This is a genomic window from Bacillus safensis FO-36b (assembly GCF_000691165.1).
Classification (GTDB): Bacteria; Bacillota; Bacilli; order Bacillales; family Bacillaceae; genus Bacillus; species Bacillus safensis.
The window spans coordinates 37,231-61,571 of sequence record NZ_ASJD01000012.1 but is presented as its reverse complement, the minus strand read 5'-3'; the positions used below and the strand labels follow the sequence as shown (position 1 = coordinate 61,571).

At 41.8% G+C, this 24,341-nt stretch carries 25 protein-coding genes and 2 other annotated features; all 25 genes read left to right on the top strand.

All coding sequences use genetic code 11. From position 1 onward, the window contains the following. The first annotated feature begins 165 nt into the window (after nucleotides 1-165). The 25 genes from BA81_RS17225 (at nucleotide 166) to rpoB (ending at nucleotide 24,284) form a co-directional block, all read left to right on the top strand. Entirely contained in the window at nucleotides 166-630 is a 465-nt protein-coding gene (locus BA81_RS17225) for a CtsR family transcriptional regulator (RefSeq protein WP_003217184.1), read from the top strand. A gap of 14 nt (nucleotides 631-644) precedes the next feature. Further along, nucleotides 645-1,202 carry a protein-arginine kinase activator protein McsA gene (mcsA, locus tag BA81_RS17220; RefSeq protein WP_034283911.1) on the top strand — a complete coding sequence of 186 codons (558 nt, stop codon included), beginning with the start codon at nucleotides 645-647 and terminating at the stop codon, nucleotides 1,200-1,202. A 4-nt stretch (nucleotides 1,203-1,206) separates the two neighbouring features. After that, nucleotides 1,207-2,298 carry a protein-arginine kinase McsB gene (gene mcsB, locus BA81_RS17215; RefSeq protein ID WP_024425579.1) on the top strand — a complete coding sequence of 364 codons (1,092 nt, stop codon included), beginning with the start codon at nucleotides 1,207-1,209 and terminating at the stop codon, nucleotides 2,296-2,298. Next, nucleotides 2,295-4,730 (top strand): ATP-dependent protease ATP-binding subunit ClpC, encoded by a 2,436-nt coding sequence (gene clpC / locus BA81_RS17210; RefSeq protein WP_007496263.1) that lies wholly within the window; start codon nucleotides 2,295-2,297, stop codon nucleotides 4,728-4,730. Before mcsB ends, clpC begins: the two co-directional genes overlap by 4 nt. A gap of 93 nt (nucleotides 4,731-4,823) precedes the next feature. Beyond that, nucleotides 4,824-6,203 carry a DNA repair protein RadA gene (gene radA, locus BA81_RS17205; protein ID WP_034283910.1) on the top strand — a complete coding sequence of 460 codons (1,380 nt, stop codon included), beginning with the start codon at nucleotides 4,824-4,826 and terminating at the stop codon, nucleotides 6,201-6,203. Between the two features lie 2 nt (nucleotides 6,204-6,205). Next, entirely contained in the window at nucleotides 6,206-7,285 is a 1,080-nt protein-coding gene (disA, locus tag BA81_RS17200; protein WP_024425581.1) for a DNA integrity scanning diadenylate cyclase DisA, read from the top strand. 153 nt (nucleotides 7,286-7,438) lie between these two features. Beyond that, nucleotides 7,439-8,539 (top strand): PIN/TRAM domain-containing protein, encoded by a 1,101-nt coding sequence (locus tag BA81_RS17195; protein WP_024425582.1) that lies wholly within the window; start codon nucleotides 7,439-7,441, stop codon nucleotides 8,537-8,539. A gap of 13 nt (nucleotides 8,540-8,552) precedes the next feature. Beyond that, nucleotides 8,553-9,242 (top strand): 2-C-methyl-D-erythritol 4-phosphate cytidylyltransferase, encoded by a 690-nt coding sequence (gene ispD / locus BA81_RS17190; protein ID WP_034283907.1) that lies wholly within the window; start codon nucleotides 8,553-8,555, stop codon nucleotides 9,240-9,242. Nucleotides 9,243-9,245: 3 nt separating this feature from the next. Next, nucleotides 9,246-9,722 carry a 2-C-methyl-D-erythritol 2,4-cyclodiphosphate synthase gene (gene ispF / locus BA81_RS17185; protein WP_003216928.1) on the top strand — a complete coding sequence of 159 codons (477 nt, stop codon included), beginning with the start codon at nucleotides 9,246-9,248 and terminating at the stop codon, nucleotides 9,720-9,722. A gap of 94 nt (nucleotides 9,723-9,816) precedes the next feature. Then, complete coding sequence (gltX, locus tag BA81_RS17180; RefSeq protein WP_034283905.1) at nucleotides 9,817-11,268, top strand: glutamate--tRNA ligase; 1,452 nt, start codon at nucleotides 9,817-9,819, stop codon at nucleotides 11,266-11,268. Further along, nucleotides 11,268-11,498 (top strand) — a binding site (T-box leader). Its footprint overlaps the gene before it by 1 nt. 82 nt (nucleotides 11,499-11,580) lie before the next feature. Then, the gene (gene cysE, locus BA81_RS17175; protein ID WP_034283914.1) at nucleotides 11,581-12,234 is read left to right on the top strand and encodes a serine O-acetyltransferase; all 654 of its coding nucleotides are present in this window, start codon (nucleotides 11,581-11,583) and stop codon (nucleotides 12,232-12,234) included. Then, nucleotides 12,231-13,631 carry a cysteine--tRNA ligase gene (cysS, locus tag BA81_RS17170; protein ID WP_034283904.1) on the top strand — a complete coding sequence of 467 codons (1,401 nt, stop codon included), beginning with the start codon at nucleotides 12,231-12,233 and terminating at the stop codon, nucleotides 13,629-13,631. Before cysE ends, cysS begins: the two co-directional genes overlap by 4 nt. Nucleotides 13,632-13,634: 3 nt before the next feature. Next, nucleotides 13,635-14,066 (top strand): Mini-ribonuclease 3, encoded by a 432-nt coding sequence (locus tag BA81_RS17165; protein ID WP_024425587.1) that lies wholly within the window; start codon nucleotides 13,635-13,637, stop codon nucleotides 14,064-14,066. Beyond that, on the top strand, nucleotides 14,050-14,799 hold the full coding sequence (gene rlmB / locus BA81_RS17160; RefSeq protein ID WP_024425588.1) for a 23S rRNA (guanosine(2251)-2'-O)-methyltransferase RlmB: 750 nt from the start codon (nucleotides 14,050-14,052) through the stop codon (nucleotides 14,797-14,799). Before BA81_RS17165 ends, rlmB begins: the two co-directional genes overlap by 17 nt. Before the next feature lie 2 nt (nucleotides 14,800-14,801). Continuing rightward, nucleotides 14,802-15,314 (top strand): ribosome-dependent mRNA decay endonuclease Rae1/YacP, encoded by a 513-nt coding sequence (gene rae1, locus BA81_RS17155; RefSeq protein ID WP_024425589.1) that lies wholly within the window; start codon nucleotides 14,802-14,804, stop codon nucleotides 15,312-15,314. A gap of 63 nt (nucleotides 15,315-15,377) precedes the next feature. Beyond that, nucleotides 15,378-16,034 carry an RNA polymerase sporulation sigma factor SigH gene (gene sigH / locus BA81_RS17150; RefSeq protein WP_008345424.1) on the top strand — a complete coding sequence of 219 codons (657 nt, stop codon included), beginning with the start codon at nucleotides 15,378-15,380 and terminating at the stop codon, nucleotides 16,032-16,034. Nucleotides 16,035-16,110: 76 nt separating this feature from the next. Next, entirely contained in the window at nucleotides 16,111-16,260 is a 150-nt protein-coding gene (gene rpmG, locus BA81_RS19480; RefSeq protein ID WP_008356502.1) for a 50S ribosomal protein L33, read from the top strand. A gap of 34 nt (nucleotides 16,261-16,294) precedes the next feature. Then, nucleotides 16,295-16,471, top strand: a complete 177-nt coding sequence (secE, locus tag BA81_RS17145) for a preprotein translocase subunit SecE (protein ID WP_008345422.1) — start codon at nucleotides 16,295-16,297, stop codon at nucleotides 16,469-16,471. Between the two features lie 171 nt (nucleotides 16,472-16,642). Beyond that, nucleotides 16,643-17,176 (top strand): transcription termination/antitermination protein NusG, encoded by a 534-nt coding sequence (gene nusG / locus BA81_RS17140; protein WP_003217197.1) that lies wholly within the window; start codon nucleotides 16,643-16,645, stop codon nucleotides 17,174-17,176. Between the two features lie 171 nt (nucleotides 17,177-17,347). After that, nucleotides 17,348-17,773: a 50S ribosomal protein L11 gene (rplK, locus tag BA81_RS17135; RefSeq protein WP_003216956.1), complete on the top strand. Its 426-nt coding sequence runs from the start codon at nucleotides 17,348-17,350 to the stop codon at nucleotides 17,771-17,773. Nucleotides 17,774-17,872: 99 nt separating this feature from the next. Continuing rightward, complete coding sequence (gene rplA / locus BA81_RS17130) at nucleotides 17,873-18,571, top strand: 50S ribosomal protein L1 (RefSeq protein WP_034283899.1); 699 nt, start codon at nucleotides 17,873-17,875, stop codon at nucleotides 18,569-18,571. Between the two features lie 49 nt (nucleotides 18,572-18,620). Further along, nucleotides 18,621-18,761 (top strand) — a sequence feature (ribosomal protein L10 leader region). A gap of 69 nt (nucleotides 18,762-18,830) precedes the next feature. Next, entirely contained in the window at nucleotides 18,831-19,331 is a 501-nt protein-coding gene (gene rplJ, locus BA81_RS17125) for a 50S ribosomal protein L10 (RefSeq protein ID WP_024425590.1), read from the top strand. A 48-nt stretch (nucleotides 19,332-19,379) separates the two neighbouring features. After that, nucleotides 19,380-19,745 (top strand): 50S ribosomal protein L7/L12, encoded by a 366-nt coding sequence (gene rplL / locus BA81_RS17120; RefSeq protein ID WP_008345418.1) that lies wholly within the window; start codon nucleotides 19,380-19,382, stop codon nucleotides 19,743-19,745. A 96-nt stretch (nucleotides 19,746-19,841) separates the two neighbouring features. Next, nucleotides 19,842-20,447 carry a class I SAM-dependent methyltransferase gene (locus BA81_RS17115; protein WP_034283897.1) on the top strand — a complete coding sequence of 202 codons (606 nt, stop codon included), beginning with the start codon at nucleotides 19,842-19,844 and terminating at the stop codon, nucleotides 20,445-20,447. A 255-nt stretch (nucleotides 20,448-20,702) separates the two neighbouring features. Beyond that, a complete protein-coding gene (gene rpoB / locus BA81_RS17110) occupies nucleotides 20,703-24,284 on the top strand; it encodes a DNA-directed RNA polymerase subunit beta (RefSeq protein WP_034283896.1) in 3,582 nt (1,193 codons plus the stop codon). Nucleotides 24,285-24,341 lie beyond the last annotated feature (57 nt).

Sequence of the window (24,341 nt, the reverse complement as noted above, 5' to 3'; positions counted from 1 at the left end):
CAGTTCCAGTCGGAACTGGTCTTTTTTGTGCTTTTGAGAGGTTTGATACCATATAAATGTGGAAATAATATTGTTAGTTGAGCGATTATCTTGAAAAATCAATCGAAAAAATTTATAGTAAGATTAAAGTCAAATATAGTCAAAGTCAATGGAGGAGGAGGCGGAGTGGCACAAAATATTTCTGATATCATCGAGCAGTATTTGAAGGAAGTCTTGGATCAGAACGGTCGAGAAATATTAGAAATTAAACGCAATGAAATTGCAGATAAATTTCAATGCGTACCTTCACAAATAAACTATGTTATCAATACACGCTTTACGAGCGAGAGAGGCTATATCGTTGAAAGTAAGCGTGGCGGCGGTGGCTATATCCGCATCATTAAAGTCAAAATGAATGATGAAGTCGACTTATTGAACAATATTATTTCCCAAATATATCATCGTTTATCACAGGCTGCATCTGATCATATCATCATGCGTCTTGTTGAAAATAACATATTATCTGAAAGAGAAGCTAAGATGATGATTAGTGTCATGGACCGTTCTGTATTGCATATTGATTTACCTGAACGAGATGAACTGCGGGCTCGGATGATGAAAGCGATGTTAAATGCTTTGAAATTAAAGTAAAGCGGGTGAAAAGATTGATTTGTCAAGAATGTAATGAGAGACCAGCCACTTTTCACTTTACGAAAGTTATAAATGGAGAAAAACAAGAAATGCACATATGTGAACAATGTGCAAAAGAAAACAGTGATTCATATGCTATGAGTGGAAACCAAGGTTTCTCGATTCACAACTTATTATCAGGCTTATTTAATATTGATCCTAGCTTCACCACAAGTGCGAACAAGGGCTCGTCTATTTTTCAAGAAGCGAAAGAAGTGGATCAATGTCCTAAGTGTGGCTTAACCTTTCAGCAGTTCAGAAAAACAGGCCGATTTGGCTGTGCAGAATGCTATCGTACATTTGATCAGTATCTGAACCCTGTTTTACGGAAAGTCCATAGTGGAAATACAGTCCATAATGGAAAAGTACCAAAACGAATTGCCGGCAGCCTGCATGTTCGCCGGAAACTTGAGTTAATGCAGCAAGAGCTGAAGCAGCTGATTGAACAGGAAGAGTTCGAAAAGGCAGCGGAAGTTCGAGATCAAATTCGTGCATTAGAGCATGAGCAATCTCAGCAGAGGGAGGGAGATTAACGTCATGTCGCTCCAGCATTTTATTCAAGACGCTCTTAGTCAGTGGATGAAACAAAAAGGACCAGAAAGTGACATTGTTCTAAGTAGTCGTATCCGGCTAGCTCGCAATCTAGAGCATGTTCGTTTCCCAACTCAGTTTTCTCAAGCTGAAGCTGAAGCTGTTCTCCAGCAATTCGAGCAAAAGTTTGCTAGCCAGGAAGTGAAGGACATTGGAAACTTTGTTCTGATTCGAATGAATGAAACGCAGCCTTTAGCAAAGAGGGTACTTGTTGAGAAGCATTTGATTAGCCCCAATTTAGCTGAATCAAGATTTGGTGGCTGTTTGCTTTCTGAAAATGAAGAAATCAGTGTAATGCTGAATGAAGAAGACCATATTCGAATCCAATGCTTATTCCCAGGTTTTCAGCTAGCCAATGCACTAAAAGCGGCTAATCAGGTAGATGACTGGATTGAAGAGCAAGTGGATTACGCGTTTTCTGAAAAGCGGGGATACTTAACAAGCTGTCCGACCAATGTAGGTACAGGTATCAGGGCTTCGGTCATGATGCATTTACCAGCATTAGCGCTCACAAGACAAATGAATCGGATTATTCCGGCCATTAATCAATTAGGTCTTGTGGTCAGAGGAATTTATGGTGAGGGCAGCGAAGCAATAGGGAACATCTTTCAAATTTCAAATCAAATGACACTTGGTCAATCAGAAGAAGACATTGTAGATGACTTGAATAGTGTGACCGCTCAGCTCATTGAACAAGAGCGATCTGCACGAAAAGCGTTATATCAAACATCTAAAATTGAACTTGAGGACAGAGTGTACCGCTCTTTAGGGATTTTGGCCAATTGTCGTATGATTGAATCAAAGGAAACAGCGAAGTGTTTGTCAGATGTGCGGCTTGGAATTGATTTAGGTATCATTAAGGGGCTTTCAAGTAATATACTGAATGAACTCATGATTTTGACTCAGCCCGGCTTCCTTCAACAATATTCAGGAGGAGCCTTAGAGCCAAATGAACGAGATATAAAACGAGCAGCGATTATTAGAGAAAGGCTGCGCTTAGAAATGCATAGGAATGGACAGGAGGATGAAACGATATGATGTTTGGAAGATTCACTGAAAGAGCTCAAAAGGTATTAGCACTTGCACAAGAAGAAGCCATTCGCCTAGGCCATAAGAATATTGGTACTGAGCACATTTTACTTGGCCTTGTACGTGAAGGTGAGGGCATCGCTGCCAAAGCGTTAGAAGCACTGGGCCTTGTTTCAGATAAAATCCAAAAAGAAGTCGAAAGCTTGATTGGAAGAGGGCAAGAGGTGTCTCAAGCTATTCCTCATTATACGCCTAGAGCGAAGAAGGTCACTGAGCTTTCAATGGATGAAGCAAGAAAGCTAGGTCATTCCTATGTAGGGACAGAACATATTCTATTAGGTCTTATTCGTGAGGGAGAGGGTGTCGCTGCCCGTGTCTTAAATAACCTCGGAGTGAGCTTAAATAAAGCACGCCAGCAAGTCCTGCAGCTGCTTGGAAGCAATGAAACAGGTGCATCTGCGGCAGGCTCTAATAGCAATGCGAATACACCAACACTAGATAGCCTGGCAAGAGATTTAACAGCTATCGCAAAAGAGGACAGCTTGGACCCTGTCATTGGCCGAAGCAAAGAAATTCAACGTGTCATTGAGGTCCTAAGTAGAAGAACAAAAAATAACCCTGTGCTGATTGGTGAGCCTGGTGTTGGTAAAACAGCCATCGCAGAAGGTCTTGCACAGCAAATTATTCATAATGAAGTGCCTGAAATCCTGCGTGATAAACGAGTAATGACCCTGGATATGGGAACTGTTGTAGCTGGTACGAAATATCGTGGTGAATTCGAGGATCGTTTGAAAAAAGTGATGGACGAAATTCGCCAGGCAGGAAATATCATTCTCTTTATCGACGAGCTTCATACACTTATTGGTGCTGGTGGGGCAGAGGGCGCGATTGATGCGTCTAATATCTTGAAACCATCCCTAGCACGTGGAGAGCTTCAATGTATTGGGGCGACAACGTTAGATGAGTACCGTAAATATATTGAAAAGGATGCTGCGCTTGAACGACGTTTCCAGCCAATTCAAGTAGATCAGCCGTCTGTTGATGAAAGTATTCAAATCTTAAGAGGGCTTAGAGACCGGTATGAAGCACATCACCGTGTGTCTATTACAGATGAAGCGATTGAGGCGGCGGTGAAGCTGTCTGACCGTTATATTTCTGACCGATTCCTTCCAGATAAGGCGATTGATTTAATTGATGAGGCAGGTTCGAAAGTCCGTTTACGTTCGTTCACAACACCGCCTAACCTAAAAGAATTAGAGCAAAAGCTGGATGAAGTACGCAAGGAAAAGGATGCGGCAGTTCAAAGTCAAGAATTTGAAAAAGCAGCTTCTCTTCGCGATACAGAACAGCGTTTGCGTGAAAAAGTAGAAGTTACAAAGAAATCATGGAAAGAAAAGCAGGGACAAGAGAATTCAGAGGTATCTGTAGATGATATCGCAATGGTCGTTTCCAGCTGGACGGGAGTGCCTGTTTCGAAAATTGCTCAAACGGAGACAGATAAGCTTCTGAATATGGAACAATTGCTCCACTCTCGCGTGATCGGACAGGATGAAGCGGTTGTCGCTGTAGCAAAAGCGGTGAGACGTGCGCGTGCTGGCCTGAAAGATCCGAAGCGCCCAATCGGCTCCTTTATCTTCTTAGGTCCAACAGGGGTTGGTAAAACGGAGCTTGCAAGAGCACTTGCTGAGTCTATTTTCGGTGATGAAGAAGCAATGATCCGTATTGATATGTCTGAATACATGGAGAAGCACTCTACATCCAGACTTGTTGGGTCACCTCCAGGCTATGTCGGTTATGATGAAGGTGGACAGCTGACTGAAAAAGTGAGAAGAAAACCTTATTCTGTCGTTCTTTTAGACGAGATTGAAAAGGCGCATCCAGATGTATTTAATATCTTACTGCAAGTGTTAGAAGATGGTCGTCTGACTGATTCTAAAGGGCGTACCGTTGACTTTAGAAATACGATTTTGATTATGACATCAAACGTTGGAGCTAGTGAGCTGAAGCGCAATAAATATGTTGGCTTTAATGTGCAGGATGAAAGTCAAAATTACAAGGATATGAAAGGCAAAGTGATGGGCGAGTTGAAACGTGCGTTTAGACCTGAGTTTATCAACCGTATTGATGAAATCATTGTCTTCCACTCGCTTGAGAAGAAACATCTAAAAGAGATCGTGTCTCTCATGTCTGATCAATTGACAAAACGATTAAAAGAACAAGACCTATCAATTGAATTGACGGAAGCAGCAAAAGCGAAGATTGCCGACGAAGGAGTAGATCTTGAGTACGGTGCGCGTCCGTTAAGAAGAGCGATTCAAAAGCATGTAGAAGATCGACTTTCTGAAGAGCTTCTGAAGGGGAATATTGAAAAAGGTCAACATATCGTATTAGATGTGGAAGATGGAGAGATTGTCGTAAAAGCGACGGCTGCTACGAACTAATATAGTAAGAAAAAAGTGTGAGGCATACCAGTAAGGTGTATGCCTCCCTTTACTTATTTTCTGACCAGTATAAGGAGTTGTATTCTTCAATCTATGGCTAAGACAAAATCAAAATTTATATGCCAATCGTGCGGTTATGAGTCAGCCAAATGGATGGGGAAATGTCCAGGCTGCGGCACGTGGAACAGTATGACAGAAGAGGTCGTTCGCAAAGAGCCGGCAAACCGTCGAAGTGCTTTTAATCATTCTGTTCAAACCATTCAAAAACCTTCACCTATATCTGCAATTGAAACATCCGAAGAACCCCGAATTAAAACAAATTTAGAAGAATTTAACCGAGTATTAGGAAGTGGAATTGTCAAAGGTTCTCTTGTTCTCATCGGCGGAGATCCTGGGATTGGGAAGTCCACATTATTATTACAAGTATCAGCACAGCTCTCAGACAAAAATCAGAATGTGTTATACATATCTGGTGAGGAGTCCATTAAACAAACGAAGCTAAGAGCGGACCGCCTTGGCATTGAAAGCGCCTCTTTACATGTTTTGGCTGAAACCGATATGGAGTATATAACGTCTGCTATACAGGAGATGAAACCTGCTTTTGTTGTGGTGGATTCGATTCAAACCGTTTACCAAAGCGATATCACGTCAGCTCCCGGCTCTGTATCTCAAGTTAGAGAATGTACAGCGCAGCTGATGAAGATTGCCAAGACAAATGGTATTCCTATTTTTATCGTTGGTCACGTGACCAAAGAAGGCTCGATCGCAGGTCCACGCCTTTTAGAGCATATGGTGGACACAGTTCTTTATTTTGAAGGCGAGCGTCATCATACGTTTCGTATCTTACGGGCGGTCAAAAACCGATTTGGTTCAACGAATGAATTGGGAATTTTTGAAATGAGAGAGGAAGGGCTCACGGAAGTATTAAACCCATCAGAAATCTTTCTAGAAGAGCGGTCGGCAGGTGTATCTGGTTCGTGTGTTGTTGCCTCAATGGAAGGAACAAGACCCGTACTTGTCGAGATACAGGCGTTAATTTCCCCGACAAGCTTTGGGAATCCGCGAAGAATGTCCACTGGCCTTGATCATAATCGAGTATCGCTGCTCATGGCAGTTTTAGAAAAACGCGTGGGGCTGCTGCTGCAAAACCAAGATGCGTATTTAAAGGTCGCAGGCGGTGTGAAGCTTGACGAACCGGCGATTGACTTAGCTATTGCCGTCAGTATTGCATCAAGCTTTAAAGATGCAGCGCCGCATCAAGCGGATTGCTTTATAGGAGAGGTCGGTCTGACGGGAGAAGTCAGAAGAGTATCAAGAATTGAACAGCGAGTGCAGGAAGCTGCAAAACTAGGATTTAAGCGAATGTTTATTCCTCAGGCGAATATAGACGGATGGAAAAAGCCGAGAGGGATTGAGTTAGTTGGTGTAGAAAATGTAGCGGAGGCACTTCGAATTTCACTAGGGGGATCATAGAAATGGAAAAAGAGAAAAAAGGAGCGAGAGAACTCGATCTCTTAGATATTGTACAGTTTGTGGCACCAGGAACACCTCTGCGGGCAGGGATTGAAAACGTCCTGAGAGCCAATACTGGCGGGCTCATTGTTGTTGGTTATAATGACAAAGTAAAGAGTGTGGTAGATGGAGGATTTCACATTAATTCGGCCTTCTCCCCAGCACATTTATATGAATTGGCGAAGATGGACGGGGCCATTATTCTTAGCGATTCTGGTCAAAAAATCTTGTATGCGAATACACAGCTGATGCCAGATGCAACCATCCATTCATCGGAAACAGGCATGAGGCACCGGACGGCTGAACGTGTAGCAAAGCAGACAGGCTGCTTAATCATTGCCATTTCTGAACGGAGGAACGTCATTACCTTATACCAAGGGAATCGTCGTTATACGCTGAAAGATATTGGCTTTATTTTAACAAAGGCCAATCAAGCCATTCAGACACTTGAGAAATATAAAACCATTTTAGATCACGCCATTTCTGCGTTAAGCGCTCTAGAATTTGAAGAGCTTGTGACCTTTGGTGATGTATTATCCGTGCTGCACCGCTACGAAATGGTACTCAGAATCAAAAATGAAATCAATATGTATATCAAAGAGCTCGGAACAGAAGGGCACTTGATCCGTCTGCAAGTCAATGAATTGATTACAGATATGGAGCAGGAAGCAGCTTTATTTATTAAAGATTACGTGAAAGAAAAGATCAAAGATCCGTATGTGCTGCTCAAACAACTTCAAGATATGTCGAGCTTTGAGCTTTTAGATGATTCCATTCTGTACAAGTTACTTGGATATCCAGCTTCTACAAATATTGACGAATATGTGTACACAAGAGGATATAGATTGCTCCATAAAATCCCTAGACTGCCAATGCCAATCGTCGAAAATGTGGTTGAAGCATTCGGTGTGCTAGATCGAATTATGGAAGCAGATGTACAAGAATTGGATGAAGTAGAAGGAATTGGAGAAGTAAGAGCGAAAAAGATAAAAAAAGGATTAAAAAGGTTACAAGAAAAACATTACATTGACCGTCAGCTTTAAGAAGAGAAATTTTTCTCTATTACGGTTAAAAATGGATGAATATGGGTATATTAATGATGGTTTTGTTTTCTGTTGCTCATGATAGGAAACTTAAACATATATTAATGTCAGATGAAGGTGGATTGACAGATGAAAAATAAAGGAGGTGAAGGTATGTTAAAAAGAATCGTTCAGGCGTTTTTTATCATTTTGGGTGCAGTTGTAGGGATTTTTATCATTCCAGAGTTATTTCTGCTTTTAAATGTAAAGGACATACCTTTCATAACAAATGCTTACTCATCAGCACTAATAGGAGCCGTTGTGTTCTTCATCATTGGTAAATGGTGCACAGGTTATGTGGTAAATTGGGTGAAATGGATCGAGGATTCTCTATTGAAGGCGCCTCTTCCTGATCTTATATCTGGAAGTTTCGGATTAGTATTTGGACTTATTCTAGCATATCTTATTGTAAACGTGATCCCGCTAAACAATATCCCATATCATATTTTTGGTACCATTATTCCGATTTTCCTGGCTTTCTTTTTAGGATACCTTGGATTTCAGGTAGGATTTAAGAAGAAGGATGAAATGATAGGGCTGTTCTCCCGATCTGCAAAGGTCACAAAGAAAAAGGGAGCAGCTGATGATGAACCTGAAATAGAAGATAAAAAGCTGAAAATTTTAGACACAAGTGTTATCATTGATGGAAGAATCGCAGATATTTGTCAAACTGGATTCTTAGAAGGCGTCATGGTCATTCCTCAATTTGTACTCGAGGAATTACAGCATATTGCAGACTCTTCAGATGTATTAAAGAGAAATAGAGGCCGAAGAGGTCTAGATATTTTAAATCGTATTCAAAAAGAATTGGATATCAAAGTTGAAATTTACGAAGGTGACTTCGAAGACATTCAAGAGGTTGATAGCAAGCTTGTGAAGCTCGCTAAATTAACTTCAGGTGTTGTTGTGACCAATGATTTTAATTTAAATAAAGTATGCGAACTTCAAAAAGTAGCAGTGTTAAACATCAATGATCTAGCCAATGCCGTTAAACCGGTTGTACTGCCTGGGGAAGAAATGAAGGTACAGGTCATCAAAGATGGAAAAGAGCATAACCAAGGTGTTGCTTACTTAGATGACGGTACAATGATTGTGGTAGAAGAAGGACGCAATTACATTGGAAAAGACATCGATGTGCTCGTCACTAGTGTGCTGCAGACTGCTGCTGGAAGAATGATTTTTGCGAAGCCAAAACTTCTGGAGAAGGCGCTCTAAAGGGAGAACGAACATGTATTATGAAGTAGTTATTCCGGCTGCGGGGCAGGGGAAACGAATGAAGGCCGGCCGCAATAAGCTTTTTATTGAGCTGAAAAGAATGCCGGTCATCATTCATACACTAAAGGTGTTTGACGCTCATGCGCAATGCAAACGCATGATCCTAGCGATCAATGAAGAGGAGCGTCAAGACTTTGAAAGGCTACTCAAGGTACACGCTTTTCAAACGCCTGTTTCACTTGTCACTGGCGGTGAAGAACGTCAGCAAAGTGTATACGAAGGATTAAAGGCTGTGAAAGATGCGGACATCGTGCTTGTTCATGATGGAGCAAGGCCTTTTATTAAGCATACACAGATTGACTTGCTCGTTAAAGCAGCGATTGAAAAAGGCTCCGCAGTTGTAGCGGTACCAGTGAAAGACACAATCAAACGCGTTCAAGAAGGCAAAGTGGAACAAACCATTGAACGTCAGAGCTTGTGGGCAGTCCAGACCCCACAAGCTTTTCGTCATTCTATTTTAAAAGAGGCGCATGAATATGCGGAGCGGACAGGCTTCTTTGGAACAGACGACGCCAGTCTTGTTGAACAATTACATGGCGAGAATGTGTATATTGTCCAAGGAGACTATACCAATATTAAGCTGACAACACCGGATGATTTATTGGTTGCCAAGGCAATTATGGATGCGGAAAGAGGGTACTAGATCATGTTGAGAATAGGACAAGGTTTTGATGTACATCAATTAACAGAGGGGAGACCTCTGATTATTGGCGGGGTCACCATCCCTTATGAAAAGGGACTGCTAGGTCATTCAGACGCTGACGTACTGCTTCACACAGTGGCAGATGCATGCCTGGGTGCGATTGCTGAAGGAGATATCGGCAGACATTTCCCGGACACAGATCCTGAGTTTAAGGATGCAGATTCTTTTAAATTATTGCAGCATGTGTGGGCACTTGTGAAAGAAAAGGGCTACACACTTGTGAATATTGACTGCACCATCATGGCGCAAAAGCCAAAAATGGCACCTTACATTCAACCAATGTGTGAGAAAATTGCAGAAGCGCTTGAGGCAGATGTCACACAGGTGAATGTCAAAGCAACAACGACAGAGAAACTTGGATTTACAGGAAGAGGCGAAGGAATTGCCTCTCAGGCAACAGTGCTTCTTCAGAAAAAGTAAAATCCATTTTGATGAGAATGGGTTTTGATGATAAAATACGTTTATAAAAAATTGGTGTCAGACAACATGATGCAGATGAAAGGAAGTTAAACTCATGGGAAATGAAGTGCGTGTTCGTTATGCACCGAGTCCAACTGGTCATTTACATATTGGGAATGCTAGAACGGCTCTTTTCAACTATTTGTTCGCACGCAGCCAAGGCGGCAAATTTATTATTCGAATCGAGGATACGGATCAAAAGCGTAATGTAGAGGGCGGGGAGGAAAGCCAGCTTCGCCACCTGCAATGGCTCGGTATTGATTGGGATGAGAGCATTGATAAAGATGGCGGCTACGGTCCTTACAGACAATCAGAGCGTAATGATATTTATAAAAAATATTATGATGAGCTGCTAGAGAAGGACTTGGCGTATAAGTGCTATTGTACGGCAGAAGAGCTAGAGGCAGAGCGTGAAGCACAGATCGCCCGCAGCGAAATGCCTCGATATTCTGGTAAATGCAGTCATTTATCAAAAGAAGAAGAGGACAAGCTGATTGCTGAAGGAAGAGAGCCAAGCATCCGCTTCCGAGTACCAAAAGGAGAAATCATCAAATTTGACGACATGGTCAAAGGTGATATTTCATTTGAAACAGACGGCATTGGTGACTTTGTTATTGTGAAGAAAGATGGCACGCCAACTTATAACTTTGCAGTTGCCGTGGATGATCATTTGATGAAAATGACTCACGTTCTTCGCGGAGAGGATCATATTTCAAATACCCCTAAACAAATCATGATTTTTCATGCATTTGGCTGGGATGTTCCGCTATTCGGACATATGACGCTGATTGTGAACGAGAACCGCAAGAAATTAAGTAAACGTGATGAATCGATTATTCAATTCATCGAGCAATATAAGAATTTAGGCTATTTACCTGAAGCCCTGTTTAACTTCATTGCATTACTTGGATGGTCTCCAGTAGGCGAAGAAGAACTGTTTACAAAAGAGCAATTCATCGACATTTTTGATGTGAACCGACTTTCTAAGTCACCAGCTCTATTCGATATGCATAAACTAAAATGGGTGAACAACCAATACGTGAAAGCACTTGATCTTGATCAGGTTGTGGCACTAACACTTCCGCATCTTCAAAAGGCAGGCAAGGTAAGTGAGCAGCTGACTGAAGAAGAAAACACGTGGGTACGCAAGCTTATTTCTCTGTATCACGAACAATTAAGCTACGGAGCAGAAATTGTTGAGTTGACAGAGTTGTTCTTTAAGGAGCAAATTGAGTATAATCAAGAGGCAAAGGAAGTTCTAGCAGAGGAGCAAGTACCAGAAGTCATGGCATCTTTTGCAGGTCATCTTGAACAGCTTGAGTCTTTCACACCTGATGAAATCAAGGCTGCCATTAAAGCGGTACAAAAAGAAACAGGGCATAAAGGCAAGAAACTATTCATGCCGATTCGTGTGGCTGTCACAGGACAAACGCATGGCCCAGAACTTCCGCAAAGTATTGAATTACTAGGTAAAGAAACGGTATTAAACCGCATTAAACAAATATAAGGAAATCGTTGCGAGGGAGAAGTACAATGTACTCGTCCATCACAGAAAGAGTCTCCACCGGCTGAAAGAGACTTATGGGCAGATGTTGGAAATGCACCCTCAAGACCCTTGAGGAACACGTACGTTAGTATGCAAGGGCGGTACCCTCCGTTATGGGATTAAGTTGAGAAGGCTTCAAGATAAGTGGCTTTCTAAACAGAGTGGAACCGCGTTTTCAAAACGTCTCTGTCATTTGGCAGAGGCGTTTTTTATTTGTCCAAAAAAAGAGAGCAAGTCCTAAGAGAGATTCATGGGGAAGAACGGGGGGAGCATGTGTTTTTCAAAATGCTGAAAGAAGATATTGATACTGTGTTTGATCAAGATCCTGCTGCTAGAAGCTATATTGAAGTAGTGCTAACCTATTCAGGGCTTCATGCGATTTGGGCTCACCGTATTGCGCATGCATTTTATAAGCGGAAGCTGTACTTTATTGCGCGAATCATTTCTCAGGTCAGCCGTTTTTTCACAGGGGTGGAAATTCATCCGGCGGCAACCATTGGCAGGCGGTTCTTCATTGATCACGGCATGGGCGTCGTGATCGGGGAAACATGTGAAATTGGAGACAACGTCACTGTTTTCCAAGGCGTGACATTAGGGGGAACAGGGAAAGAAAAGGGAAAGCGGCATCCGACCATTTTAGACGATGCCCTCATTGCGACAGGTGCCAAGGTGCTAGGTTCCATTACAGTTGGAAAAGGAGCCAAGATTGGAGCAGGGTCAGTCGTGTTAAAGGACGTACCCGACCATTCCACCGTTGTCGGTATACCTGGGCGAGTCGTCGTTCAAAATGGAAAGAAAATCAATCGTGATCTCAATCATCAAGATTTGCCAGATCCAATTTCCGATCGTTTCAAAGAATTGGAACGAGAAATGGAAAAGCTAAAAGGTGAGCTGGCTTCATTGAGCAGAAAGGAAGAACAATCATGACAATCAATATTTATAATACATTGACACGTAAGAAGGAAGAATTTGTCCCGCTTGAGCCAGGAAAGGTCAAGATGTATGTGTGCGGACCAACCGTTTATAACTACATTCATATCGGGAATGCTAGACCTGCTATTGTTTATGACACTGTACGTAAGTATTTAGAATACAGCGGTTACGATGTGAACTTTGTATCAAACTTTACAGATGTGGATGATAAACTCATCAAAGCAGCCAACGAACTCGGAGAAGATGTGCCGACAATTGCTGACCGGTTTATCCAGGCCTACTTCGAAGACGTCAGTGCACTCGGCTGCAAAAAAGCAGACCTTCACCCGCGAGTGACGGAAAACATGGATGATATCATTGCGTTTATTGCCACATTGATTGAAAAAGGCTACGCCTATGAAGCAGATGGCGACGTGTATTACAGCACACGCTCATTTGAAGGTTATGGAAAGCTTTCTCACCAATCAATTGATGAACTGAAGACAGGTGCCCGTATTCGTGTAGGTGAAAAGAAACGAGATGCACTGGACTTTGCTCTTTGGAAGGCTGCAAAGGATCAGGAAATCTCTTGGGATAGCCCGTGGGGCGAAGGACGCCCAGGCTGGCACATTGAATGCTCGGCAATGGTCAAAAAATATTTAGGTGATACGATCGATATTCATGCTGGCGGACAGGATTTAACATTCCCTCACCATGAGAATGAAATTGCCCAATCTGAGGCTTTGACAGGGAAGCCTTTTGCGAAGTATTGGATGCATAACGGATATATTAATATCGATAATGAAAAAATGTCAAAATCACTTGGCAACTTTGTGCTGGTGCATGACATTGTGAAAGAACAAGATCCTGATGTGCTTCGCTTCTTTATGTTGTCGGTGCACTATCGCCACCCAATTAATTACTCAATGGATTTATTAGAAAGTACAAAGAGTGCGTTTAACCGACTCAAAACATCGTATGCGAATTTACATCACCGTCTAGAGAGCAGCACAAATATCACGGAAGACAATGCTGAATGGCTGGCAAAAATTGAAGAGCAGCGTGCAACATTTATTTCCGAAATGAATGATGACTTCAATACGGCAAATGCGATCTCTGTTTTATTCGAATTAGCGAAACAGGCGAATTATTATATGGAAAATGATCACACTTCGGAGGAAGTGATCAAGGCATTTATCGGCTTGTTCCAAGAAATTACGTCTGTTCTCGGCTTCTCATTAGAAGAAAAGCACACGCTTGACGAAGAGGTAGAAGCGTTAATTGAAAAACGCAATGAAGCTAGAAGAAATCGTGACTTTGCCCTATCTGATCAAATTCGTGATCAATTAAAGAACATGAATATTGTGTTGGAGGACACTCCTCAAGGTACTCGCTGGAAAAGAGGAGAATAGGCAATGTTGAATTTTGAAAAGCTGAAAGACGGTAAACAGCTGAATGGACTTGCGCTGGCTTATATGGGTGATGCCATTTTTGAAGTATATGTGAGGCATCACCTCCTCCAAACGGGGGCGACAAAACCAAATGAGCTGCACAAACGAGCAAGCAAAATTGTTTCAGCTAAATCACAGGCTGCTATTTTATTTACGCTTCAGCAGCAAGGCTTTTTCACTGAAGCAGAAGAAGCGGTGCTGAAAAGAGGAAGAAACGCAAAATCAGGCACAGTGCCTAAAAACACAGACGTTCAAACGTATCGTTATAGTACAGCGTTTGAAGCGCTCATGGGTTATTTATTTATCGAAAAGCAGGACGAACGCTTAGAAGAGCTGATTGGTCAGGCGATTGAAATCGGAACGTCAGGGAGGAAGACAAATGAGTCAGCAACATGATTATGTCATTGGGAAAAATGCAGTGATTGAGACACTGAAGTCAGATCGGGAGTTATACAAGCTCTGGATGGCAGAAAACACTGTAAAAGGACAAGCCCAGCAGGTCATTGAACTCGCTAAAAAGCAAAATATCACCATTCAGTATGTTCCGAGGAAAAAGCTTGATCAAATGGTTACAGGTCAGCACCAGGGAATCGTTGCACAAGTAGCAGCATATGAATATGCAGAATTGGACGACCTGTATCAAATCGCTGAAAAGCGGAATGAACAGCCTTTCTTTCTGATTTTAGATGAGATTGAAGACCCGCATAATTTAGGATCTATTATGAGAACGGCAGATGCTGTAGGTGCACACGGGATTGTCATTCCGAAAAGGAGAGCGGTCGGTCTAACAACAACAGTTGCTAAGGCATCCACTGGAGCAATTGAGCATATTCCTGTCGCAAAAGTGACCAATCTTTCAAGAGCCCTTGATGAAATGAAAGAAAGAGGAATCTGGGTTGCGGGAACAGATGCGTCTGCTAAACAGGATTACAGACAATTTGATGGCACGATGCCGCTGGCTCTTGTGATTGGCAGCGAGGGAAAAGGAATTGGCCGATTGATTAAGGAAAAGTGTGATTTTCTGATTAAACTGCCTATGGCCGGGAAGGTTACTTCGTTAAACGCATCAGTTGCCGCTGGTTTATTGATGTATGAAGTGTATCGAAAACGTTATCCGTTAGGAGAATAGAGATGGATATCCTCTTAGTCGATGGATACAACATGATAGGTGCATGGCCTCAGCTGCAGCACTTAAAGGAAAACAGCTTTGAAGAAGCCAGAGACGTACTGATTCAACATTTAGCAGAATATCAAGCATACACAGGGTATCGAGTCATTGTCGTATTCGATGCCCATATGGTCAAAGGAATTGAAAAGAAGCGGACCAACCACCGAGTAGAGGTCATCTTTACGAGAGAGAATGAAACGGCGGATGAGCGGATTGAAAAGCTGGCGCAGGATTTGAATAATATACGGACGCAAATTCATGTGGCAACCTCAGATTTTACGGAACAATGGGCTATTTTTGGACAAGGAGCTCTTCGGAAGTCGGCTCGTGAGCTTTTAAGAGAGATTGAAGTGATAGAACGAAAGATTGAAACGAGGGTCAAAAAGATTACTTCTGATAAACCAGCATCTAAGATTGAATTGTCAGAAGATGTATTGAAAACGTTTGAAAAATGGCGGCGCGGGAATCTGGAATAGCTTGACGATATTTCAACCATTAATGTATAATATTTCTATCTAGGTGCGGTCGGGGGGATCGAAGTGAATCTAAACAACAGCAAGGGTAAGTCCATCAGAGAGCAATTTTGCCAGTTGGAAGATGAACAAGTCATTGAAAGGGTTCATGTCGGAGATAGTGATGCGCTAGATTATTTAATAACGAAATACCGCAATTTTGTACGTGCGAAAGCAAGATCTTATTTCTTGATAGGAGCGGATCGAGAGGACATTGTCCAAGAGGGAATGATCGGACTTTATAAGTCTATCCGCGATTTCAGAGAGGACAAGCTTACTTCATTTAAGGCTTTTGCAGAATTATGTATTACCCGCCAAATTATCACCGCAATTAAAACAGCTACTCGCCAAAAACATATCCCGTTAAATTCCTATGTATCATTAGACAAGCCGATCTACGATGAAGAATCGGACAGAACATTATTGGATGTCATTTCCGGTGCTAAAGCGCTTAACCCAGAAGACTTAATTATTAGCAAAGAAGAATTTGATGATATCGAAATGAAGATGGGTGAACTGCTAAGCGAGCTGGAAAGAAAGGTACTTGTGCTTTATCTTGATGGCAGATCCTATCAAGAGATTTCTGAAGATTTAAATCGTCATGTGAAATCAATTGATAACGCACTCCAAAGAGTAAAGAGAAAATTAGAGAAATATTTAGAGCTTCGCGAGATTAGTCTCTAATCAAACCTATATTGACAGCTTTTTCGACACTGTGATAAGGTACTAATGAAATGATGTCGAGAAAATAGGTGTAAATATGAGGAAAAAGATTACTCTAGCCTGTAAAGACTGCGGAAGCCGCAATTATACGACAATGAAAAGTGTTGCTTCAGCAGCTGAAAGATTAGAAGTTAAGAAATATTGCAAGACTTGTAATTCACATAAAACACATTTAGAAACGAAGTAAGATTTGCGTTCTTTAATCTGTGGAGGTCTTTTACATGCGTATTATCAGTTTCTTAAAAAGTGTCGGAAAAGAAATGAAAAAGGTCAGCTGGCCAAAGAAGAACGAAATGGTCCGCTACACAATCACTGTTATTTTAACAGTCGTATTCTTTGCCATCTTTTTCTCTTTTCTTGATATAGGAATCTCACAATTAATCGAATTAATTCATTAATACTTGAATAATGGTCTGCTGAACGTGCTATAATAGATCATAATATGACTTGCCAAAAAACCCGTTTTACGGGTTTTTTCAATTGCTTGAAAATATTTACCGTTACTCGAGATTCGTCAAATAGACATTATGAAATGTGGGGAGGGAAGGACTAAATAGTCCTGAACGAAAATGGAAAAGAATTGGTATGTTGTGCATACGTACTCTGGCTATGAAAACAAAGTAAAAGCGAATTTGGAAAAGCGTGTTGAATCAATGGGCATGCAGGATAAAATCTTCCGCGTCGTCGTACCAGAAGAAGAAGAAACGGATATTAAAAATGGTAAGAAAAAAGTTGTCAAAAAGAAAGTATTCCCTGGCTATGTCCTAGTGGAAATCGTGATGACTGACGACTCTTGGTATGTCGTTCGTAATACACCAGGTGTCACTGGATTCGTTGGATCAGCTGGATCAGGCTCAAAGCCGACTGCGCTGCTGCCAGGCGAAGCTGAAACCATTCTGAAGAGAATGGGTCTTGAAGAACGCAAAACAGAAATCGACTTTGAACTGAAAGAAACAGTTAAGGTCATCGATGGACCATTTGCTAACTTCACTGGCTCTATTGAAGAAATTGACTACGATAAAAGCAAAGTCAAAGTATTCGTTAATATGTTTGGTAGAGAAACACCTGTTGAACTTGAGTTCACGCAGATCGATAAATTGTAATTTAAAAGAGCTTGAAATGAGTGTATAGAAGTGGTAATATAGCAAAGGTACGTCTTGAGTTCACTCAAGATCGCTAGCTAGTTATTTCGTCATTCATATAAAGAATGAAGTTGTTGAGTGGGAGGGGGATTCCCCTATTACCACATCACGGACTTTAAGGAGGTGTGTCTCGTGGCTAAAAAAGTAGTTAAAGTTGTTAAATTGCAAATTCCTGCTGGAAAAGCTAACCCAGCTCCACCAGTTGGACCTGCACTAGGTCAAGCCGGTGTTAATATCATGGGATTCTGTAAGGAGTTTAACGCTCGTACAGCTGACCAAGCTGGTCTTATCATTCCTGTTGAAATTTCGGTTTTTGAAGACCGTTCATTTACATTTATTACTAAAACTCCACCTGCTGCAGTTTTACTTAAAAAAGCAGCTGGTATTGAGTCTGGTTCTGGTGAACCTAACCGTAATAAAGTGGCAACTGTTAAGCGTGATAAAGTACGCGAAATCGCGGAAACAAAAATGCCTGACTTAAACGCTGCTAGCGTTGAATCAGCTATGCGCATGGTTGAAGGTACTGCACGCAGTATGGGTATTGTCATCGAAGATTAATTTTTTGTCTTGTTGGGTTGCGAGTTTGGTTTTGACAAGTTCGCAACCCTTATTCGTGGGAGGTTATTCCGCTAAAACCACATAAGGAGGATTTTTATAATGGCTAAAAAAGGTAAAAAGTATGTAGAAGCTGCTAAGCTGATCGAACGTACTAAAGCGTATGATGTAGCTGAAGCTGTTTCTCTTACAAAAAAAGCAAATGCAGCGAAATTTGATGCGACTGTAGAAGTTGCTTTTCGTTTGGGCGTAGACCCTCGTAAAAACGATCAACAAATCCGCGGTGCAGTTGTACTTCCTAACGGAACTGGTAAAACTCAACGCGTTCTTGTGTTCGCTAAAGGCGAAAAAGCAAAAGAAGCAGAAGCTGCTGGAGCAGACTACGTTGGAGATTCTGATTACATCACTAAAATCCAACAAGGCTGGTTCGATTTCGATGTAATCGTTGCGACACCTGACATGATGGGTGAAGTTGGTAAGATCGGTCGTGTACTTGGACCAAAAGGTCTTATGCCAAACCCTAAAACAGGAACTGTAACGTTCGAAGTTGAAAAAGCAATCAATGAAATCAAAGCTGGTAAAGTAGAATACCGCGTTGATAAAGCTGGTAATATCCACGCGCCAATCGGAAAGGTTTCTTTCGAGGACGAAAAGCTTGTTGAGAACTTTGCAACAATCTATGACACAATCCTTAAAGCAAAACCTGCAGCGGCTAAAGGTGTATACGTGAAAAACGTTTCTGTTACATCTACTATGGGCCCTGGTGTGAAAGTGGATCCATCTTCTTTCTCTGCAAAATAATTCTTGACTTATGACAACCATTTTGATAATATCAAAATGTTGTAAAATAGAATAATGTCCATTTATACCGTAGACAGCAGGGGCCTTATGGCTTAAATAACCCGCCGAGGTGTATATGTCACAGTCTTACGTTAACGTATGCTTGTATATACAGCCTCCATGTCTTAATGGAGGCTTTTTATATGGAGAACCGTTCGTTAGGAACGTGATGGCCTGATCGGTATAAGTGTTACACAAAGAATGTACAGGAGGTGTAACCATGAGCAATGCAATCGATACTAAAAAAGTTGTCGTTGATGAAATTACTTCTAAATTTAAAGATAGTATGTCTACTGTCATTGTAGATTACCGCGGTCTTTCTGTTTCTGAAGTGACTGAACTTCGTAAACAGCTTCGTGAAGCTGGCGTAGAATTCAAAGTTTACAAAAACACTTTGACTCGCCGTGCAGTTGAACAAGTTGAACTAACGGGTTTAAACGATTTCTTAACAGGTCCAAACGCTATCGCATTCAGTAACGAAGATGTTATCGCACCTGCGAAAATCATCAACGAATTTGCGAAAAGCCACGAAGCTTTAGAAATCAAAGCTGGTGTCATCGAAGGAAACGTAGCGACTGTAGAAGAAGTGAAGGCTCTTGCGGAACTTCCGTCTCGCGAAGGCTTACTTTCTATGTTGCTTAGCGTTCTTCAAGCTCCAGTTCGTAATCTTGCTCTTGCTACTAAAGCAGTTGCAGATCAAAAAGAAGAACAAGGCGCTTAATGCGTACTTTACGTTTACGTAAAAAAACTTAAAATGGAGGAATTACAAATGGCTTTAAATATCGAAGAAATCATTGCTTCAGTTAAAGAAGCAACTGTACTTGAGTTAAACGACTTAGTAAAAGCAATCGAAGAAGAATTTGGCGTAACTGCTGCTGCTCCTGTAGCTGTAGCTGCTGGTGGCGGTGCTGCTGCTGAAGAAAAAACTGATTTTGATCTAGTACTTGCTGGTGCTGGAGACCAAAAAATCAAAGTTATCAAAGTGGTTCGTGAAATCACTGGTCTTGGCTTGAAAGAAGCTAAAGAACTTGTTGACAACACTCCAAAACCACTTAAAGAAGGTATTGCTAAAGAAGAAGCTGAAGAACTTAAAGCTAAGCTTGAAGAAGTTGGCGCTTCTGTAGAAGTTAAGTAATCTTCGCCTAATCTTTTGGGAAAGCTCGCTTTTACTGGCGGGCTTTTTCTTTTCTAATCTCCTGAAACGATTGAATCCAGAGGAGGTCCATTCACCATGAGTGACCACTATTATACGGAAAAGCCATCAGTGAAAAGCAATAAACAGACATGGGACTTCACCTTGAGAAACCGTACCTTTACTTTTACAAGTGACAGTGGAGTGTTTTCTAAGAAAGAAGTCGACTTTGGTTCAAGGCTTTTAATTGAAGCTTTCGAAGAACCTGATTTGGATGGCGATGTCTTAGATGTCGGTTGCGGTTATGGACCGATTGGCTTATCGTTAGCAAACGAAATGACTAGCCGTACCATTCATATGATTGATGTGAACGAAAGAGCAGTCGAACTTTCAAAGGAAAACGCTAAACATAATCGCATTGATAATGTCCGCATCTATCAAAGTGATTTGTTCTCGAATGTTCATTCCTCAGCTGCTTTTGCCTCTATACTGACCAATCCCCCAATACGGGCAGGGAAGAAAGTTGTACATGCGATCTTTGAAAAAAGTGCTGATCATTTATTGCCGGAAGGTGAGTTGTGGGTGGTTATTCAGAAGAAGCAAGGTGGACCATCTGCGATTGAAAAATTAGAGCAGCTCTTTGAAGAAGTCGAGGTTGTGCTGAAAAAAAAGGGCTACTATATCATCAAAGCTAAAAAAGTTTGACGCAGTTTCCTAGCTGTGTTAACATTATAAAATGCCAATGTGTATATTTTGCTTGATAGGCTTAAAAAACAACTATTTTGTATAAATTATGCATACTTGGGAAAACTAATAAAATCGGTATTTGTTTTTGGATGTGGTTTTCTTATTTTAGAAACCCTTTTTTCTTTTGTCTTGTAAAAGTATTTCTTTACTGACATTTGAAAGACAGAAATACTTTTTACACATATAATACGCATGATTTGAGGGGTGAATCAGTTGACAGGTCAACTAGTTCAGTATGGACGACACCGCCAGCGCAGAAGCTACGCACGCATAAGCGAAGTGTTAGAATTACCAAATCTCATTGAAATTCAAACCTCTTCTTATCAGTGGTTTCTTGATGAGGGTCTTAGAGAGATGTTTCAAGATATATCCCCAATTGAGGATTTTACTGGTAACCTTTCTCTTGAATTCATTGATTACAGCCTAGGGGATCCTAAGTATCCTGTAGCAGAATCAAAAGAACGTGATGTAACTTACTCTGCTCCACTAAGAGTAAAAGTTCGTTTAATTAACAAAGAAACTGGAGAAGTAAAAGACCAAGATGTGTTTATGGGTGATTTCCCAATCATGACAGACACAGGTACTTTTATCATTAATGGTGCGGAACGTGTAATCGTTTCTCAGTTAGTGCGTTCTCCAAGTGTATATTTCAGTGGTAAAGTAGACAAAAACGGTAAAAAAGGTTTTACTGCGACTGTCATTCCAAACCGTGGCGCATGGTTAGAATACGAAACTGATGCGAAGGATGTAGTCTATGTACGCATCGATCGCACACGTAAGTTGCCGGTTACGGTTCTTTTGCGTGCTCTCGGCTTCAGCTCTGATCAAGAGATTCTTGACCTCATTGGCGAGAATGAATACTTACGCAACACGCTGGAAAAAGACAATACAGAGAATGCAGATAAAGCACTTCTCGAAATCTACGAGCGCCTCCGTCCTGGAGAGCCGCCAACTGTTGAAAATGCGAAAAGCTTGCTAGACTCTCGCTTCTTCGATCCGAAGAGATATGACCTAGCAAATGTTGGACGCTACAAGATTAATAAGAAGCTTCATATTAAAAATAGACTGTTCAATCAAAAATTGGCTGAAACGTTAGTTGATCCTGAAACAGGTGAAATTCTAGCAGAAAAAGGTCAAATTCTAGACAGAAGAATTCTTGATAAAGTTCTTCCATACTTAGAAAACGGCATCGGATTTAGAAAGCTTTATCCTAATGGTGGCGTAGTAGAAGATGAAGTAGAACTTCAATCTATTAAGATTTATGCACCGTCTGATCAAGAAGGCGAGCAAGTGATCAACGTGATTGGAAATGCTTATGTAGAGGAAGCTGTGAAAAACATCACGCCTTCTGACATCATTGCATCAATCAGTTACTTCTTCAACCTTCTTCATGGTGTAGGTGACACAGATGATATCGACCACCTTGGTAACCGTCGTCTGCGTTCTGTAGGTGAACTTCTGCAAAACCAATTCCGTATTGGTTTAAGCAGAATGGAGCGTGTTGTTCGTGAAAGAATGTCGATTCAAGACACAAACACGATCACACCTCAGCAGCTGATCAACATTCGTCCTGTGATCGCTTCTATCAAAGAGTTCTTTGGTAGTTCTCAGCTTTCTCAGTTCATGGATCAAACAAACCCGCTTGCTGAATTGACGCACAAACGTCGTCTGTCAGCGCTTGGACCGGGTGGTTTGACACGTGAGCGTGCAGGAATGGAAGTTCGTGACGTTCACTACTCTCACTATGGACGTATGTGTCCGATTGAAACACCAGAGGGTCCAAACATTGGTTTGATCAACTCTCTATCTTCATTTGCAAAAGTGAATCGCTTCGGATTTATTGAAACACCTTACCGCCGGGTTGATCCTGAAACTGGTAAAGTGACACCGAGAATCGATTACTTAACTGCTGATGAAGAGGATAACTACGTAGTAGCACAAGCGAACGCTCAGTTAGCTGATGATGGTTCGTTTATCGATGATAATATCATTGCTCGTTTCAGAGGGGAAAACACCGTTGTTCCTCGAAACCGCGTTGACTACATGGACGTTTCGCCAAAGCAGGTTGTTTCTGCCGCGACAGCATGTATCCCATTCTTAGAAAACGATGACTCTAACCGTGCTCTAATGGGAGCAAACATGCAGCGTCAGGCTGTGCCTTTGATGCAGCCGGAATCACCGATTGTTGGTACAGGGATGGAGTACGTATCAGGTAAAGACTCTGGTGCTGCTGTCATCTGCCGCTATCCAGGTGTTGTAGAACGTGTAGAAGCAAAAAATATTTGGGTTCGCCGTTATGAAGACGTTGACGGACAACAAGTCAAAGGAAACCTAGACAAATACAGCCTGCTGAAATTTGTCCGCTCTAACCAAGGGACTTGCTACAACCAGCGTCCTATCGTAAGTGTTGGAGATGAAGTCGTTAAAGGAGAAATCCTTGCAGACGGACCTTCTATGGAAAAAGGTGAATTGGCTCTAGGACGTAACGTTATGGTCGGATTCATGACTTGGGACGGTTACAACTACGAGGATGCGATCATCATGAGTGAGCGCCTTGTAAAAGATGACGTCTACACGTCTATTCATATTGAAGAATATGAATCAGAAGCTCGTGATACAAAGCTTGGACCAGAAGAAATCACTCGTGATATTCCAAACGTTGGGGAAGATGCTTTACGCAACCTTGACGAGCGCGGAATCATCCGTATTGGTGCAGAAGTAAAAGATGGAGACCTTCTTGTAGGAAAAGTAACGCCTAAAGGTGTAACTGAACTAACAGCTGAAGAACGTCTATTACATGCAATCTTCGGTGAAAAGGCTCGTGAAGTTCGCGATACGTCACTGCGTGTTCCACACGGCGGCGGAGGAATTATCCACGATGTAAAAGTCTTCAACCGTGAAGATGGAGATGAATTACCTCCAGGTGTAAACCAATTAGTCCGCGTATACATCGTTCAGAAACGTAAGATTTCTGAAGGTGACAAAATGGCCGGACGACATGGTAACAAAGGGGTTATCTCTAAAATCCTTCCAGAAGAAGATATGCCTTATCTTCCAGACGGAACACCGATCGATATCATGTTGAACCCTCTAGGGGTACCATCTCGTATGAACATCGGTCAGGTACTTGAGCTTCATATGGGTATGGCTGCACGTTACCTTGGCATCCACATTGCGTCACCAGTATTTGATGGTGCGCGCGAGGAAGATGTTTGGGAAACGCTTGAAGAAGCAGGTATGTCCCGTGATGCGAAAACAGTCCTTTATGACGGTCGAACTGGTGAACCATTCGACAACCGTGTATCTGTCGGAATCATGTACATGATCAAACTGGCTCACATGGTTGACGATAAACTTCACGCTCGTTCAACTGGACCATACTCACTTGTTACGCAGCAGCCACTTGGCGGTAAAGCACAGTTTGGTGGTCAGCGTTTCGGAGAGATGGAAGTATGGGCACTTGAAGCTTACGGTGCAGCATATACACTTCAAGAGATCTTAACAGTTAAATCGGATGACGTTGTGGGTCGTGTGAAAACATACGAAGCCATCGTCAAAGGGGATAACGTACCTGAACCAGGTGTCCCTGAATCATTCAAAGTGTTAATCAAAGAACTTCAAAGTTTAGGTATGGATGTGAAAATCCTATCCGGCGATGAAGAAGAGATAGAAATGAGAGATTTAGAAGACGATGAGGAAACGAAGAAAGCAGACGGATTAGCGTTATCTAATGACGAAGATGCTGCAGACCTCGCACCTGTCGATCTTGAACGTGACGCAGTCACAAAAGAATAGCAGAAACGATTAGAGCAAGTGACTAGGGTATAACCCGAAGATTAAAAGGGAGGTAGG